General features: G+C 59.5%; 15 protein-coding genes. 10 read left to right on the forward strand and 5 right to left on the reverse strand.

Going from position 1 to position 14,830, the window contains the following annotated elements:
• Positions 1–54: 54 nt before the first annotated feature.
• The 4 genes from ACGSLL_RS03840 to ACGSLL_RS03855 all read right to left on the reverse strand — a co-directional run bounded on the left by ACGSLL_RS03840 (position 55) and on the right by ACGSLL_RS03855 (position 3,961).
• Positions 55–2,292, reverse strand: coding sequence for an ATP-binding protein (locus ACGSLL_RS03840; protein ID WP_394503344.1), 2,238 nt, complete (start codon positions 2,290–2,292; stop codon positions 55–57).
• Entirely contained in the window at positions 2,289–2,903 is a 615-nt protein-coding gene (locus tag ACGSLL_RS03845; RefSeq protein WP_394503347.1) for a biliverdin-producing heme oxygenase, read from the reverse strand. The genes ACGSLL_RS03840 and ACGSLL_RS03845 overlap by 4 nt, the downstream gene beginning before the upstream one ends.
• A gap of 260 nt (positions 2,904–3,163) precedes the next feature.
• Entirely contained in the window at positions 3,164–3,442 is a 279-nt protein-coding gene (locus ACGSLL_RS03850) for a hypothetical protein (RefSeq protein ID WP_394503349.1), read from the reverse strand.
• A 105-nt stretch (positions 3,443–3,547) separates the two neighbouring features.
• Positions 3,548–3,961: a VOC family protein gene (locus ACGSLL_RS03855; RefSeq protein ID WP_394503351.1), complete on the reverse strand. Its 414-nt coding sequence runs from the start codon at positions 3,959–3,961 to the stop codon at positions 3,548–3,550.
• Between the two features lie 109 nt (positions 3,962–4,070).
• Here ACGSLL_RS03855 and ACGSLL_RS03860 point away from each other — a divergent pair, with 109 nt between their 5' ends.
• The 6 genes from ACGSLL_RS03860 to ACGSLL_RS03885 all read left to right on the forward strand — a co-directional run bounded on the left by ACGSLL_RS03860 (position 4,071) and on the right by ACGSLL_RS03885 (position 9,538).
• A complete protein-coding gene (locus ACGSLL_RS03860; RefSeq protein ID WP_394503353.1) occupies positions 4,071–5,153 on the forward strand; it encodes a bifunctional transcriptional activator/DNA repair enzyme AdaA in 1,083 nt (360 codons plus the stop codon).
• Positions 5,154–5,183: 30 nt separating this feature from the next.
• Positions 5,184–5,981, forward strand: coding sequence for an isocitrate lyase/PEP mutase family protein (locus ACGSLL_RS03865; RefSeq protein ID WP_394503355.1), 798 nt, complete (start codon positions 5,184–5,186; stop codon positions 5,979–5,981).
• Between the two features lies 1 nt (position 5,982).
• Complete coding sequence (locus tag ACGSLL_RS03870; RefSeq protein WP_394503357.1) at positions 5,983–6,612, forward strand: DNA-3-methyladenine glycosylase family protein; 630 nt, start codon at positions 5,983–5,985, stop codon at positions 6,610–6,612.
• A 393-nt stretch (positions 6,613–7,005) separates the two neighbouring features.
• Entirely contained in the window at positions 7,006–7,509 is a 504-nt protein-coding gene (locus ACGSLL_RS03875; protein ID WP_394503359.1) for an HvfX family Cu-binding RiPP maturation protein, read from the forward strand.
• Between the two features lie 176 nt (positions 7,510–7,685).
• Positions 7,686–8,429 (forward strand): FRG domain-containing protein, encoded by a 744-nt coding sequence (locus ACGSLL_RS03880; RefSeq protein ID WP_394503361.1) that lies wholly within the window; start codon positions 7,686–7,688, stop codon positions 8,427–8,429.
• Positions 8,426–9,538, forward strand: coding sequence for a DUF262 domain-containing protein (locus tag ACGSLL_RS03885; protein ID WP_394503363.1), 1,113 nt, complete (start codon positions 8,426–8,428; stop codon positions 9,536–9,538). The genes ACGSLL_RS03880 and ACGSLL_RS03885 overlap by 4 nt, the downstream gene beginning before the upstream one ends.
• A 74-nt stretch (positions 9,539–9,612) precedes the next feature.
• On the opposite strand, the gene ACGSLL_RS03890 is transcribed toward ACGSLL_RS03885, so the two are convergent.
• Positions 9,613–11,229, reverse strand: coding sequence for a L,D-transpeptidase family protein (locus tag ACGSLL_RS03890; protein ID WP_394503365.1), 1,617 nt, complete (start codon positions 11,227–11,229; stop codon positions 9,613–9,615).
• 150 nt (positions 11,230–11,379) lie between these two features.
• On the opposite strand from ACGSLL_RS03890, the gene ACGSLL_RS03895 reads away from it, so the two are divergent.
• The 4 genes from ACGSLL_RS03895 to ACGSLL_RS03910 all read left to right on the forward strand — a co-directional run bounded on the left by ACGSLL_RS03895 (position 11,380) and on the right by ACGSLL_RS03910 (position 14,702).
• Positions 11,380–12,093 (forward strand): murein L,D-transpeptidase catalytic domain family protein, encoded by a 714-nt coding sequence (locus tag ACGSLL_RS03895; protein ID WP_208940757.1) that lies wholly within the window; start codon positions 11,380–11,382, stop codon positions 12,091–12,093.
• A 267-nt stretch (positions 12,094–12,360) separates the two neighbouring features.
• On the forward strand, positions 12,361–12,618 hold the full coding sequence (locus tag ACGSLL_RS03900; RefSeq protein WP_258448819.1) for a DUF2790 domain-containing protein: 258 nt from the start codon (positions 12,361–12,363) through the stop codon (positions 12,616–12,618).
• A gap of 9 nt (positions 12,619–12,627) precedes the next feature.
• Positions 12,628–13,299 carry a heavy metal response regulator transcription factor gene (locus tag ACGSLL_RS03905; RefSeq protein ID WP_090282879.1) on the forward strand — a complete coding sequence of 224 codons (672 nt, stop codon included), beginning with the start codon at positions 12,628–12,630 and terminating at the stop codon, positions 13,297–13,299.
• Entirely contained in the window at positions 13,296–14,702 is a 1,407-nt protein-coding gene (locus tag ACGSLL_RS03910; protein ID WP_394503369.1) for a heavy metal sensor histidine kinase, read from the forward strand. The genes ACGSLL_RS03905 and ACGSLL_RS03910 overlap by 4 nt, the downstream gene beginning before the upstream one ends.
• The last annotated feature ends 128 nt before the right edge of the window (positions 14,703–14,830 follow it).

Here is a 14,830-nt window from a genome sequence, read left to right on the forward strand (position 1 = left end):
CCGTTACCGCAGCAACGGATATGTACCCAAACCCCAAACCCCAAACCCCAAAGATCAAGCCACCCGCGGCACCGTAAACCGAAACTCACTCCCCCGCCCCGGCTCACTCTCCGCAACGATCCGCCCGCCATGGGCCTCAACGATCCCCTGAGTGATATACAACCCCAGCCCCGTACCCGTCGGATTACCCTCTTTCACCGTCCAGTACCGATCAAACACATGCGGCAAATGCTCCTTCGGAATCCCCTCACCGCTATCACGCACGGTAAACACAATCTCGTCGCCCACCGTCGTCGCATGCACCCCCACAGTCCCCAGCCGCGGAGTGAACTTGATCGCATTGCCGACCAGATTCGACAACACCTGAAACAACCGCTCAGGGTCCGCATGAATCCGCAGATCCGGATCAGCCTCAAAGGAAATGCTGATGTCCTTGTCCTGCGCCAGCGGCGTCAGCAGCGACTGCGCCTCCTCGAAGATATGCCCGACTTCCAGCGGCTGCGGGGTAATGGTGTAGCGCCCGGCATCGATTTTCGACGTGTCGAGCAAATCTTCCAGCAGCGTATTCATCCGCGCGGTAGCCTGTTGCATGGTGTCGATGGCCGTGGATATACGCCGCGACGTGTGTGCGCCGTCAGAGCTGAAGGCTTTCTGCATCATCCCGCAGAGCATCGAAATCACCGTCATCGGATTGCGCAGGTCGTGTGAGACCACCGCCACCAGCTCCTCACGCGCGCGCACCGCTTCCTGCTCGCGGCGCACCTGCCGTGCCAAGTCGTTTTCCAGCGCAGAGCGGCGCAGATCGTTGGCGGCGAACAGGTCGCCGTGGCTCCACTTCACTGAAATGCCGGCCATCTCGACTTTCCAGATTTCGAACGAGGTGCGCGGACGCAAGCGCAGGCCCGCATCGGAGTTTTCCAGGTCCAGCGGTTTGCGCGGGTCCCCGCTCCAACTGATGTTTTCCTTGGCCTCCGGGCGGAACCACAGCACGCCGTTCTCTACCGGTTTGGGCAGGCTCAGCGCCAGCACCCCGCTGGCCACCTGCTGATACTGCGCAGCAGGTGGGTAGACGCTGGACAGATGATGGCTGGCGAACACCGGCTCGCCGCGTTCCTGCAGCCATTTGTGCAGTGCGCGGATGTCTTCCGGTTCCGGGCAGTTGCCGTAACGGTGCAACTGCTTGTCTTCAATGATCGCGATGCCGCCGGCGCCGGTCAGCGCCATCAGCGTCTCGGGCTGTTGAGCCAGACCATCGAAAACGTTCTGCGACGAGTCGATCATCGCCTGATTGAGCTGCGCCAGCGCTTCGAGCTTTTCGTCGCGCTGGCGGCTCAGTTCCAGCGCTTCCATCGCGCTGATCTGCAGCGACAGCACCTGGCCGATGGTCTGGCAGGCCATGCGCAATTCATGAGGCACATGCAAGGGTTCGCGATTGCCACAACTGATCAGACCCCAGAGTTTGTCGCCCTTGAGCAGGGAAATGCTCATCGACGACAACACGCCCATATTCTTCATGTACTGGCAATGAATCGGCGAGACACTGCGCAGCGTGGCGAAACTCAGGTCCAGCGGCTGCTGGGTGTCCGGGCGCAACTTCGGCACCAGCGGCACCGGCTGGTAATCGGCATTGGGGATGATCCGCAGCCAATTGGTGCGATACAGCTCGCGGGCCTGTTCGGGAATGTCCGAGGCCGGGAAGAACAGGCCGTTGAACACCTCCATCGATGGATCGGAGGCTTCGGCAATGACCTGGCCGTGGCCCTCCTCTTCGAACCGATAGATCAGCACCCGGTCGTAACCGGTCATCGCCTGGATTTCCTTGACGCTGATGTCATACAGCGCCTGCAGCGACGTAGCCGCTTGCAGACGTTGCAGCATGCGCCCCAGATGAGTCTTGACCCCGGCGACGTTGCGCGGCTGGAAGTTCTCGACGTGGATTTCCAGTTCCAGAATCAGCACGCCTTGATGACGGTGCAGCAAACCCTCGAAGGCGGTGCCATTCAGGTGAAAGTACAACGGTGGCGCATCGGCCTGCGCATCGCGCTGCAGTGCCTCAAGCACCTGCGCGCAGTGCTCCAGACCAATCAGTTCGTGCAGCGGCTGGCCGATCAATGGCTCTGGCGCGCGGCCGAGCAAGGTTTCGACGTTGGCGCTGACCTGAATGATCTGCAGCGCGGGCTCGCTCAGGGTCAGCAGCAGGCCGTGGGGCTGAATCGCCCCGGGAAACCGGATCGGTTCGTCGGCGCAGTTGGCCAGGAGTTCTTCGAAGGTTTGTTTGTCTTGCGGGGTCATGCCAGCACCTCCCGGCGCTCGAGCCACTGCTCGAAACAGCTGAATGTAGTTTGTGCAGCGCGGACGACGGCTGCACGTTCGGCGGCGTCCATGGGCCGGCTGCCGAGGTATTCGATGAAATCGCGCCAACGGCGCCCGGTGGCCGCGCCGTAGACATCGAGAAAGGCCGCGCCGTTGTCGGCTTCCAGGCCCAGTCGTGCAGCGATTTCCCGGCGCAGAATCTGCCCACCGAGGGTCGCGCCTTCCAGTACATACAACACGCCGAGGCAGGCTGCGCTGGAGTCGATGCGCGGCAACTCAGCGCATAGCGGCACGCTGGCCAGCGCGTCGGCCGTGGCGCCCAGCGCTTGCAGGTCGGCACGCAGGGTCGCAGCCTTGAGCCGCGGCGTCAGAGCGAAATCGTCAGGGATTGCGTTGCTGTCTTGCAGCGCCTGTTCCAACGGCAGATAAAAGCCGTAATAGGCCTGCATCAGACGTTCAAAGGCCGGGGTATCGAGGGTGTCGGAGAAAAAAGGAAGGCGTTTTTCCAGTGCGATGTGCAGTTCGGCTGTGCCGGCCCGCAAATCCTGCAGCACCGGTGGCACATAAACCTCACGGGCCTTTGCTTGCATGTAGAGCGCTCTTGGTGGGGCCGCCTGGGGCCATTCGGGGTCGGCAAAATGTGCGACGAATTTATCACGGCACACGCCGATAATGCCTGCCGGGCGAGTTTTTTCTGCCGCGCGGCGACCCTATGACGGGTTCAGAGTGGCGCCGAACGGGAAAAGTTCGTCCGGTGCCACAGGTTCCATCGATCCCACCGATCATGGTTCGATAGCGCAATCGCTGCCCAAATCGTTTGCTGCACCGATCGAATCGGCATCGTCACCGCTCAATCGGCACTGTCGTTGGTTTGCAGGGCCGGGTCGCCGTTGGCCGGAATGCTGCTGTCAACGACTTGTGTGTCTTTGCCGGCCTTCTCTGCCCCGGGATAGCCGGGCAAACCGCGGGTATCGGCGGGCGTCATCACCTCGTCGTTTTCACGGGCATGGTCCCAGTCGGTCGTGGCGTTAGGGTCTTCGTCGCGCCCGGCGGTGCCGAGGACAAAGCCATCGTCGTTCGGGTTGAGGGTTTCTTCGAGCGGCTTGTCAGTGCTGGATGGATGGGTCATGGCTACCTCCAGAAAAGTCGTGAACGGACTTGTTTGGAATGCCCACGGCTCGTGGAGTGCGATGGAAAAGACCAACGGTGCCTGCGCAGGATGGCCTGAGCTGAATCAGGCTTCGCTCGGCCCTTTGAGCTCGACCTGATTGCCGTCCGGATCAAAGCAATACAGCGACAGGCCGTAACCCTCGGCGCCGAAGCGTCTGGCGGCGTTCTCCACGGTCAGGCCGCAGCCTTGCAAATGAACGGTCAGCGCCGCTTCGTCGAACGGTTCGATGCGCAGACAGAAATGATCGACATTGCGCCGCTCCGCTCCTGCTGCGCCGCCGCCCTTGCGGCCCAGCTCGCCTTGCAGGTCGACCAGATCGATCATCGAGCTGCCGGCGCGCAGGTGCACCAGGCCCAGCGGTTGGTTGTGACGGACCACTTCAGCGCCGAATACCCGGGCGTAGAAGTCGATGCTGCGTTGCAGATCGGCGACGCGCAGCACGATGTGATCGATGCGCTGGATGGTGAACGGTGGCATGGCGTTGATTCCTCACAAGCGGCGATTGAATGATTGTGGTGCAGATCGATAAAAATTCACTGTCGATTTTTCGGTGGAGTCATCGACGAAGCAGTTTTACTCTCAGCCCATGAACATACAGACCACTGCCCTGCCGCCCCACGCCGAAATGGTTCGCGCCATGCTTGAACGCGACACTGCCTATGAGGGCGTGTTCTTCACGGCGGTGAAAACCACCGGGATCTTCTGCCGCCCCAGTTGCACGGCGCGCAAGCCGAAACCGGAGAACGTCGAATTTTTCGCCCATGCCGACGATTGCCTGTCGGCCGGCTATCGCGCCTGCCTGCGCTGCAAACCGCTGGACGCAGCGGCCATCGCGCCGGACTGGGTGCAGCGCCTGCTCATTGCCGTGGACGCCGACCCCGAGGTGCGCTGGAGCGATGCGCAGTTGCTCGCCGAAGGTATCGAACCGCTGAAACTGCGCCGCTGGTTCAAGCAGCACTTCGGCATGACCTTCCATGCCTGGCTGCGTACACGGCGGTTGGGCATGGCGCTGGGCGGGATCAAGCAAGGCACGTCGATCGACCATGCCGCGTTCGATTCCGGCTATGAATCGCTCAGCGGTTTCCGTGATGCGTTTCAGAAGTCCTTCAACATCACCCCAGGCCGCGTCGCCCAGAGCGAGCCGCTGCTGTTCACCCGGCTGACCACGCCGCTGGGGCCGATGATCGCCATGGCCGAACGCCGCGGTCTGGTGCTGCTGGAATTTCTCGACCGGCCGGCGCTGACCCGCGAAGTGGAGCAGTTGCAAGGGCGCTACGGTTACGCCGTCGCGCCGGGACACAACGCGCATTTGCAGCAGATCGAAACACAGCTGGCGGAGTATTTTGCCGGCAACCTGAACGCGTTCAGCGTGGCTTTGCACATGCCCGGCAGTGCATTCGATCGCCTTGTCTGGGCGGCACTGCTGCAAATCCCCTACGGCCACACCAGCACTTACGGCGCCATCGCCGCCGGACTGGGCAAACCCGGCGCCAGCCGCGCCGTCGGCCTGGCCAACGGGCATAATCGCCTGTCGATCGTGGTGCCATGTCACCGGGTGATCGGCGCGGATGGCGCGTTGACCGGCTATGGTGGAGGACAGCCGCGCAAGGCGTTTCTGTTGCGCCTGGAAAACGCCGCCACGCAGCTCACGCAACAACTCGCGTTCTGACTGGCTGAAACCAATCACAAAGGGATTTCGATGAGCATGCTCGATACACAATTTCATCAGATGCACCAACAAGGTCTGTTGATTCTGACCAACGTCGCCGACGCCACCGGCGCGCGAATGGTCGAACATCTGGGCGGCCAAGCCGTGGCCACCAGCAGCGCGGCCGTGGCCTGGATCCACGGTTACCCGGACGGCAATGCCCTGCCCCTCGAACGCTTGGTGGCGACGGTGGAATCCATTGCCCGGGTGATCAGCGTGCCATTGAGTGTCGACGTCGAGGCCGGCTATTCCGATGACCTCGGGCGCGTGGCCGAAGTTCTGGATGCAGTGATCGGCGCGGGTGCCGTGGGCATCAATATCGAGGACGGCGCCGGGGCGCCGGAGTTGCTCGCGCGCAAGATCGAACTGGCGCGCCAGATCGCTGCCCGGCGCGACGTGAAACTGTTCATCAATGCGCGGACCGACGTTTACCTCAAAGGTCTGGTCCCGGCCGAAGCGCGTGTCGCCGAAACCTTGCGTCGCGCAGCGCTGTATCAAGCCGCCGGTGCTGATGGTTTGTTTGCCGCCGGGGTCAGTGCCGTTGATGAAATCGAGGCGATCTGCCAAGGCATCGCACTGCCGGTCAACGTGCTGGGCGTCGCCGGCCTGCCTTCGCCCGTCGAATTGCAAGCGTTGGGTGTGCGGCGTTTGAGCGCTGGCTCCGGTATCGCCGAGTTTCTATACGGCGCGATGGGCGGGCTTGTGAAAAGCTTTCTCGCCCATGGCCAGTTCGATACGCAGGCGCTCAAGGCGGCCACCTATGGCGAAGTCAACGGCCTGCTGAAATAACGTGGCGGATGATTACCAAGCGGCAAGCGATTTTCTCGCCGCACTCGATGCCGACTGGCAGCGCCATATCGCCGCCATCGGCCCGTGCCTGCATCGCCCGCATCCGGCGCGTGATCCGTACGAGTCGCTGGTGCGGGCGATCGCTTATCAGCAACTGCACGCCAAGGCCGGCGACGCGATTCTTGGGCGTTTGCTGGGGTTGTTTGCCGGGCAGACGTTTCCGCGGCCGGAGCAACTTCTCGCCACCGACGTCGAGCGCCTGCGCGGCTGCGGGTTTTCCGCGAGCAAGATCGCCACGATTCAGGGCATCGCTCAGGCGACGCTCGATGGCGTGGTGCCGGATTACGCCACAGCGCTGGCGATGGACGATGAGGCGCTGATCGAGCGACTCGTCAGCTTGCGCGGGGTCGGACGCTGGACGGTGGAGATGTTGTTGATCTACAGCCTGGAGCGCATGGATATTTTGCCGGCGGATGACTTTGGTGTGCGCGAGGGTTATCGGCGGTTGAAGGGGCTGGAGGTGCAGCCGACGCGCAGGCAGATGGTCGAGATCGGGTTGGCGTGGCGGCCTTATCGGACGGTGGCGGCCTGGTATTTGTGGCGGGTGCCGAAACCGCTGCCCTCACCCTAGCCCTCTCCCGGAGGTAGAGGGGACTGATTGGGGGATATTGGCGTAATGCGCCGACTTGAACGGTTAGCGCTGAATCCATAATCGCCAAGCCACTGGAAGTTGACTCCATCCTGGCCGCACCTCGGCAGAGCCATAATCGACTCGGTGTCTCAGGCCGATGCACAGCGCAAAACCCCGCGGTCGGCCCCCTCTCCCTCTGGGAGAGGGCTGGGCGGGCGGCGTTCCGATGAGGGTATGGGCCCAACGCGGTTTGAATGCTTGTACCCCTTTGTATCCAGCCCCCGCCCAGACACACCCAACCAACAATTCCCCACCCCAACGACACACCGCCGATACACCTCACCGTTCAAATGCACCGGTCGATTTCACTCTGATAAACCACCGGAGCCCAGCATGAGCAAAACACTCTCCAACACCGTCCAGCACCTGCACCTGAATCTCGATCGCGCCGGCGCGTGGCTGGCGCCGTTGACCTTGCGCCTGTTCATCGCCTGGGAATTCTTCGAATCCGGGCTGGAGAAATTCAACGGGCAGAACTGGTTCGAAGACATACAGGAGCGCTTCCCCTTCCCCTTCGACCGACTGCCGGCCACGCTGAACTGGGAGCTGTCGATGTGGGCCGAGCTGATCTGCGCCGTGGCGATCCTGATCGGTTTCGGCACGCGCTTTTCGGCGCTGGTATTGATGGTGGTGACGGTGGTCGCCACAGCCGCTGTACATTGGCCCGCCGACTGGTCGTCGCTCAGCGAACTGGCGCAGGGTTATGCGATCACCAACAAAGGCTTCGGCAACTTCAAGCTGCCGGCGATTTACCTGGCGGCGTTGGTGCCGCTGCTGTTCGCCGGGGCCGGCAAGTTGAGTGTCGATGCCTGGCTGGCGCGTTCTTCACAGCCATAGACACAGATTTTTTTTATGGGTGAAACTCGAACACGAAAAGTACTATCGCACTAGCTTGGCAATGAGGAGCGCTAAAAGCATAAAAGATAATCGACAGCTAGATGGCATTTTGATAGCTTTCCACCTAGCGTAATGCCACTCACTGAAAACTCGACGTATCAATTAGAGGGAAAAAATTGGAACGCAAGGTCAATGGAATCGGAGAGTTGATAGCTGCAATTCGCGAAGTTAAGGCGACCTGCAATGGCGAAATTTGGTATCGAGGCCAAGCTAAAGCAGAGTGGTCTTTGCTTCCAGGGATTCTTCGACAGCAAAGAGCAATATCAGAAACCACTCTCCTTAGCCGCTTCAAGCAGAGTGCGGCCATGCTGACAGAGTCGCGACCAACCTCTTCATTTGATTGGATTTTTTTAATGCAACACTACGGTGTTCCGACGCGATTACTAGACTGGTCGGAAAACCCTTTAGTGGCACTATACTTCGCGGTTTGCAACTCTCACCTTCACACAGAAGATGATGCTGCGGTTTGGCTACTTCTACCGAGCGAACTGAATAAGAACGCAAACATTGTAGATAAAAGCGAAGGTGACTATATCCCGTCGTTTGACGATGATGAAGTCTCAGGCTATTCAACCGAAAGTGTAAGACAATCGCAGAGGTTACAGCTTTTTCCAATCGCGACCATTGCAACAAGAAACAATGCACGCATTCAAGCGCAAATGGGCACATTCACAATCCATCACAACAAATCAATTCCGATTGAAACGGTCGGCGACGGAACGCATATTCGAAAATTTATCATCCCCAAAGAGTCTCGAGACACGATTCTTTCCGAACTTTCATTGTTAGGGGTGAACAAATTTTCCTTATTTCCAGAAATGGAAAGCATAGGCAATATTTTAAAGGAGATGATGAGATGAGCTTTGTTGAAACTTCTGCACTGAAGAATGCGACCATTATGCTTCTTCACGCTGAACGCGACGAAATCAATCTAAATCCAGATTACCAACGGATGGGGGGGGTATGGACCATTGCCAAAAAGCGCCTCTTAATTGACTCGATCATAAATGACTATGACATTCCCAAATTATATTTTCATGTGTTAAGTCAAGAAGAATACAGAAAAAACGGTCATAGGTACGCAGTAATAGATGGCAGGCAGCGTCTGGAAACAATATGGTCATTTATGGATGGACAGTTCACCCTTTCAACTGAGTTCGATTATCAGAGAGATCCTAATATCAGCCTAGCGGGACTCAGCTATGAAGACATTGCGAAGCAGTATCCGAAAATTCGGATAAAATTTGACTCTTTCGTACTTCCCGTTGTAACAGTTGAAACCGCCGAGGATGACCTAGACCTCATAGAGGATATGTTTTCCAGACTGAATGAAGCAGTTCCGCTCAATGCTGCAGAAAAAAGAAATGCTCTAGGCGGCGAATTAGTAAGCGCAATAAACCAAATATCGGGACATGAATACTTTAAAAATAACGTTAAATTTAATAATTCACGATATAAACATCGAGAGGTCGCAGCGCGATTCTTGTTATTAGAGGAATCATTAACAAACGGCAAAGCATTGATCGATACTAAGAGAGAGTACCTAGATGCCATCGCGCGCCGCTACCACGACGGCCCGACGGATCAGGTCCGAAAACTTCAAAACAATGTCACAAAAACTCTAAAACAGATGGCTTTAGAGTTTACATTCAAAGACGACCTATTAAGCGCGCAGGGAATTCAAACGGTTTATTATTTGATTTTTCGAACCGCCTTGAAAAACGGGGAATTATCTTTCGTCACCAGATCATCTCTTATAAACTTCAGAAAAGCTTTAGCCGAAAATAGAAACAGGGCAGCAAATGACTATGAAGACGCCTCTTTTGAATTACTGGAATTTGATCGCTTAAGCCAACAAGGAACAAACGACGCAAGCGGACTTAAAGAGCGCTACTCAACCTTATGCAACTATCTTGGAATCACATTAGACCCGATTGTCGTCAGGACTAATGAGTCTCTAAATTCATAGGTTCTATATACATAGTTTGGGCTGAAAGCAGCCCAAGCTATTAGATACTCACTTGCAACGAATTCATTCAAGCCTCAATGCGCGCGATCCAACCCGGCCAGTAACGCGCTGTCGCGGCTGTAGATGTCCGGCGCGTAGCGCAGCTGGCCGTTGCCGTCGACTTGCGCGGTCCAGTAGGTCATCAGGATCGGCACCGGCGCCGACAAGCGAAATTCGTGGGTGGTGCCGGTCGCCAGCAGGGTTTCGGTGCGGGCCTTCTCCGCCGGGGTGAGCAGCAGGTCGCGCAGTTGCATCGGATGTTCGACGCGTACGCAACCGGAGCTGAAGGCGCGCGGGCCTTTGTCGAACAGCGCCTTGCTCGGCGTGTCGTGCAGGTACACCGAAAACGGGTTGGGGAAACGGATGACCATTTGCCCCAACGGATTGCGCGGTCCGGCGTCCTGGCGCAGGAGGATGTTGCCGGGGTTTTCCCAGTCGATGTCCGCTGCCGCCAAAGGCAGGCCGTTGGCGTCGAGCACTTGCAGGTTGTGACGGCTGAGGAAGGTCTGGTCCTTGCGGATTTCCGGCAGTTTGTCTTCCTTCCAGATGGTCGGCGGCACGGTCCAGGTCGGGTTCAGGGTCAAGCGGGTTACGCGCGATTTCAGCAGCGGCGTCTGCCGGTCGGCGCGGCCGACCTGGGTGCGCGTCTGCCACACGGGCGCGCCGCCCTGATACAGCGTCAGTTCGGCGGCGGCGACGTTGATCAGTAGCGTATTGGGCTCCATGTCCTGAGACATCCAGCGGAAACGTTCGAGATTGACCCGCAACTGTTCGCGGCGCGTCAATGGGCTGATGTTCAGTTCGGCAATCGTTCCCGGCCCGACCACCCCGTCGGCCTGTAACGAATGGTTGGCCTGAAAACTCTTCACCGCATCGACCAGTGCGCCTTCATAAGCATTACCGGACATGCCGACGGCGTGGCTCAGATAGCCTTCGCTGTAGAGCCGCTGAGCCAGTTCCGGCACGCGCTTGTCCTCCATCGCCGGGCGCAACAGCGGCCCGCTGCCGACCGGCTGCCATTGCGGCAGGGCCTGCAGGCGTTGCGCGGCGTAGAGCTGACGCAAGTCCTGATATTGCGCCAGGCGCGGCCGTGCCAGATCGAACGCTGCAGGGATGTCGTGCAGACCGGGAACGGCGATCGCCAATAATTCCGCCTGACGGTCACGTGGAGTGTCGTCGGCATGCCACAGCGGTTCGAAGTGCGATTGCAGCAGGCGCCCGAAATGCAGGTCTTGCAACGCTTGCAGGTAGTAACGGCTGATCTCGATATCGGCGCACAACTCGCCGTCCTGCGGTGCCATGGTCGCGACCGGGTAGCGCGCCGGATTGAGCCCATCGTCGGCCAACAAGCGCAGCTGCGCCTGCAACGCCGGCAAACGTGCGGATTCGCTGGTCCACACCGGCAGCCAGTCCTGCTGTTGGTAGAAGGCTTGCAACTGGCTCAGCGCCGCGCCATCAAGTCGCGTCATAATCGCCGGGCAGGACTGGCGCAAATTGATCAATACCGCCTGTAGCGGGCTTTGCGGTTCGACCGGCATTTCGGCCGCTGGCACCGGCAGGGTCGGCAACGGCGGCAGCGCCTCCTCGGCGCAAGCGACAAACGGCGCAGCGAGCAAACAAATGCTCAAGTAGCATGCGTACTTTTTGAACAACTGCTTTACTCCAATCCATGGCCGTCTCGATGACGGTCAACCTTACATCAGGTGCGCTGAACAGTCAGGCTTGATCATCGAGCCTGCAGGTATCGACTGGACGTCAGGAACCAAAGTGCCCGATAAGTAGCAAGTGAGGACACTTCATCAATGTTGACGTTTCTGCGCCGACTTTTGCTGAGCACCGCGACCCTTGTCGCTGTGACCAGCCCCGCTTTCGCCGCCGGCAAGCCATCGCCGGTTCTGTTTACCAGCCTCGCGCACGCCGCGCCAGAACTCAATCCCCAAGCGCTGAAAGGTGCGCTGAGCGCCATGCAGTGCGCGGTCAGCAACGGTGCGAAACCGTCGCGGCATCTGGCGATCATCGACTACTCGCAACCGTCGACCGAACGCCGGTTGTGGATCTTCGACCTGAGCAAAAAGAAGCTGGTGCTGCGCGACCTCGTTGCCCACGGCTCCAACTCCGGGGAAAACTTCGCCACCCAGTTCTCCAATCGCGAAGGCAGTTTCCAGTCCAGTCTCGGTCTGTTCCGCACCCAGGAAAGTTACAGCGGCACCCACGGCTACTCGTTGCGCATGGACGGTCTGGAGCCGGGCTTCAATGACATGGCGCGCGACCGGGCGATCGTCATTCATGCCGCCGATTACGTGAACCCGCTGTGGAGCAAGCGTCAGGGCCGCATCGGCCGCAGCCAGGGCTGCCCGGCCGTGCGCCCGCAGATCGCCAAACAAGTGATCGATCGCTTGAAGAACGGCCAGTTCATGTTCTCCTGGTACCCCGATCAGCGCTGGCTGAAATCCTCGCCGTACCTCAACTGCCAGCCGCAGCAGATTGCGAGTGTTCTCAGTACCCACGCGAGCTGAAAAAAACACCTTCAGCACCAATCCCTGTGGGAGCGAGCCTGCTCGCGAATGCGCAGTGTCAGTCACTAGATATAGTGGCTGTGCCGACGTCTTCGCGAGCAGGCTCGCTCCCACGGGGGTCCGTATCTAGTCAGACAGACTGTCTTCTAACTCCCCGTTTCATTACAACTTTGTCATTCAGTTGTCGGTTTGCCGTGCGGATCGCTCGGTAGCCTGAAGTTGTTCCGGCGCCACTGCCGATCCACTTCACCCACTGAGTGACTGACCATGAAAACCCTCCTGATCGCCTTCACCGCCCTCCTCGCCACCGGCAGCGTGTTTGCTGCCAACATGCCCGACAGCGGCGTGATCCATGACAAAACCGGTTTCTACGTACATCTGGATATCGACAAAGTGCTGTCCAGCACCGATATTTCACAGGCGTGCGGGGTGATTCCGGCGCGCTTGAACTACCTCGACCATCAGGGCCGCGAACATGTGCTGGACTATCAGGTTCAAGGCAGCGGCTGCACCAACGACCATTGAGACTGACCGATGAATATTCTGGTTGTCGAAGACGAACCCAAGGCTGGCAATTACCTGCTCAACGGTTTGCAGGAATTGGGCTACAGCGTCAGCCTGGCCCGCGACGGTGCCGATGGGTTGCACCTGGCGCTGGAGCACAGCTTCGACGTGATCGTGCTGGACGTGATGATGCCGAAAATGGATGGCTGGGAAGTGCTGCGCCGGCTGCGCAAGGAAGCTGACACGCCGGTGTTGTTCCTGACCGCCCGTGATGACATCGCCGACCGCGTCAAAGGCCTTGAGCTCGGCGCCGACGATTACCTGATCAAGCCGTTTTCCTTCGCCGAACTGGTGGCGCGCCTGCGCACCCTGACCCGGCGCGGGCCGATTCATGAAGACGAGCAACTGCAAGTCGCCGATCTACAGATCGACGTGCTCAAGCGCCGCGTGACTCGCGCCGGTACCCGCATCACCCTGACCAACAAGGAGTTCGCCCTGCTGCAACTGTTCGCCAGCCACACCGGGCAAGTGCTCGCGCGTTCGCTGATCGCCTCGCGGGTCTGGGACATGAATTTCGACAGCGACACCAATGTCGTCGACGTCGCCGTGCGGCGCCTGCGCGCGAAGATCGATGACCCGTTCCAGCTCAAGCTGATTCACAGCGTGCGCGGTATCGGCTATCGCTTCGACACCCAGCCATGAGCCGCCCTCGCGCGTATTCGCTGACCCTGCGCCTGGCGCTGTTGTTCGCCCTGCTCGCCTTCGCTTCGCTGGCCGGCCTCGGTGCCGCGCTGTACAACGAGCTGGAGCAGCAACTGATCCGCCGCGACGACACGGCGCTGGTCAGTCGCGTCGATCAACTGCGCAGTTTCCTCAACGACAGCAACACCCTGGAATTGATCAAACACAAACCGGCGCTGTTTCAGAACATGCTCGGCAATCGCGAAGCGTTGTTGACCATCGGCGCGCCCGGCGAGCCGCCGCTGCTGGTGGTCAATCCGGGCAACCTCACCGCGCCGGATTTACCCGCCGTGCCGATCGACCACCCAATGACCCTGCGCGATGTGCAGCATCTGCCGAGCGTCAACGGCGTGCCGTTTTCGGCGGTGGCGGCGACCATTGATTCCGGCGATCTGGGCAATCTGCAAGTTACCACCGGGCGCCTGATGAGCGAGCGCACGGCGATGCTCGAAAGCTACCGTTTGAGCGTTTACGGCCTGGCATCGCTGGCGGCGTTGCTGCTGGCACTGGTCGGTTGCCTGCTGGTGTATCGCGGCCTGCTGCCAGTGCGGCGCCTGGCCCGGCATGCCCACGGCATCGGCGTCGGCAACCTCAACGAACGCCTCGACAGCCACGGCGCGCCGCGCGAAATGCAGCCGATGATCGAAGCGTTCAATGCGATGCTCGACCGGCTCGCTAAAGGCTTTGCGCAATTAAGCCAGGTGTCCACCGACATGGCCCACGAGTTGCGCACGCCGATCAACAATCTGCTTGGCGAAACCCAGGTCGCCCTGCAGCAGCACCGCAGTGTCGAGGCCTATCAGCAATTGCTCGCCTCCAATGTCGAGGAGCTGGAACGCCTGACACGCATGCTCGACAACATGCTGTTTCTGGCCCGCACCGACCCGGCCAGTGCCTTGAGCCAACGCCAGGAACTGGACGCGGCAGAGGAAATGCAGCGCATCGCCGATTACTTCGAGGGGTTGGCGGCGGATGTCGGCATGACCATCGAGGCCCGCGGCGACGGTGTGATCTGGGCCGAACCGATGTTGTTGCGCCGCGCCCTGGCCAACCTCTGCGCGAATGCGATCAAGTATGGCGCTGCGGATTCGTCGCTGCAGGTCGAGGCAATTGCCGAGGCGGATGGCAGTTATCTGCGCGTGCGCAATCAGGGTACGACCATCGCACCGGAGCATCTGGCGCGACTGTTCGAACGCTTCTATCGGGTTGACCAGTCGCGCGAGCGTTCGGCGCAATCCAACGGTTTGGGCCTGTCGATTGTGGCGACGATCATGCAGCTGCATCAGGGACGGTACAGCGTCAGCAGCGAGCATGGCGTGACCTGTTTCGAGCTGTTTTTTCCGGCGCGCCAACCCGCGGAATAACAGTCGCCCCAAATCCCATGTGGGAGCGAGCCTGCTCGCGAAAGCGGTGTGTCAGTCACCTATCCGTCTGCTGATACACCGCTTTCGCGAGCAGGCTCCCTCCCACAGAGACCTCCATAAGACCGGAG

This window comes from Pseudomonas retamae (assembly GCF_043496865.1).
GTDB classification, from domain to species: Bacteria; Pseudomonadota; Gammaproteobacteria; order Pseudomonadales; family Pseudomonadaceae; genus Aquipseudomonas; species Aquipseudomonas retamae.

Bases quoted from the DNA above. Each gene is read 5' to 3' on its own strand.
- ACGSLL_RS03840 (WP_394503344.1), bottom strand. From the start codon at position 2,292: ATGACCCCGCAAGACAAACAAACCTTCGAAGAACTCCTGGCCAACTGC.
- ACGSLL_RS03845 (WP_394503347.1), bottom strand. From the start codon at position 2,903: ATGCAAGCAAAGGCCCGTGAGGTTTATGTGCCACCGGTGCTGCAGGAT.
- ACGSLL_RS03850 (WP_394503349.1), bottom strand. From the start codon at position 3,442: ATGACCCATCCATCCAGCACTGACAAGCCGCTCGAAGAAACCCTCAAC.
- ACGSLL_RS03855 (WP_394503351.1), bottom strand. From the start codon at position 3,961: ATGCCACCGTTCACCATCCAGCGCATCGATCACATCGTGCTGCGCGTC.
- ACGSLL_RS03860 (WP_394503353.1), top strand. From the start codon at position 4,071: ATGAACATACAGACCACTGCCCTGCCGCCCCACGCCGAAATGGTTCGC.
- ACGSLL_RS03865 (WP_394503355.1), top strand. From the start codon at position 5,184: ATGAGCATGCTCGATACACAATTTCATCAGATGCACCAACAAGGTCTG.
- ACGSLL_RS03875 (WP_394503359.1), top strand. From the start codon at position 7,006: ATGAGCAAAACACTCTCCAACACCGTCCAGCACCTGCACCTGAATCTC.
- ACGSLL_RS03885 (WP_394503363.1), top strand. From the start codon at position 8,426: ATGAGCTTTGTTGAAACTTCTGCACTGAAGAATGCGACCATTATGCTT.
- ACGSLL_RS03895 (WP_208940757.1), top strand. From the start codon at position 11,380: ATGTTGACGTTTCTGCGCCGACTTTTGCTGAGCACCGCGACCCTTGTC.
- ACGSLL_RS03900 (WP_258448819.1), top strand. From the start codon at position 12,361: ATGAAAACCCTCCTGATCGCCTTCACCGCCCTCCTCGCCACCGGCAGC.
- ACGSLL_RS03905 (WP_090282879.1), top strand. From the start codon at position 12,628: ATGAATATTCTGGTTGTCGAAGACGAACCCAAGGCTGGCAATTACCTG.
- ACGSLL_RS03910 (WP_394503369.1), top strand. From the start codon at position 13,296: ATGAGCCGCCCTCGCGCGTATTCGCTGACCCTGCGCCTGGCGCTGTTG.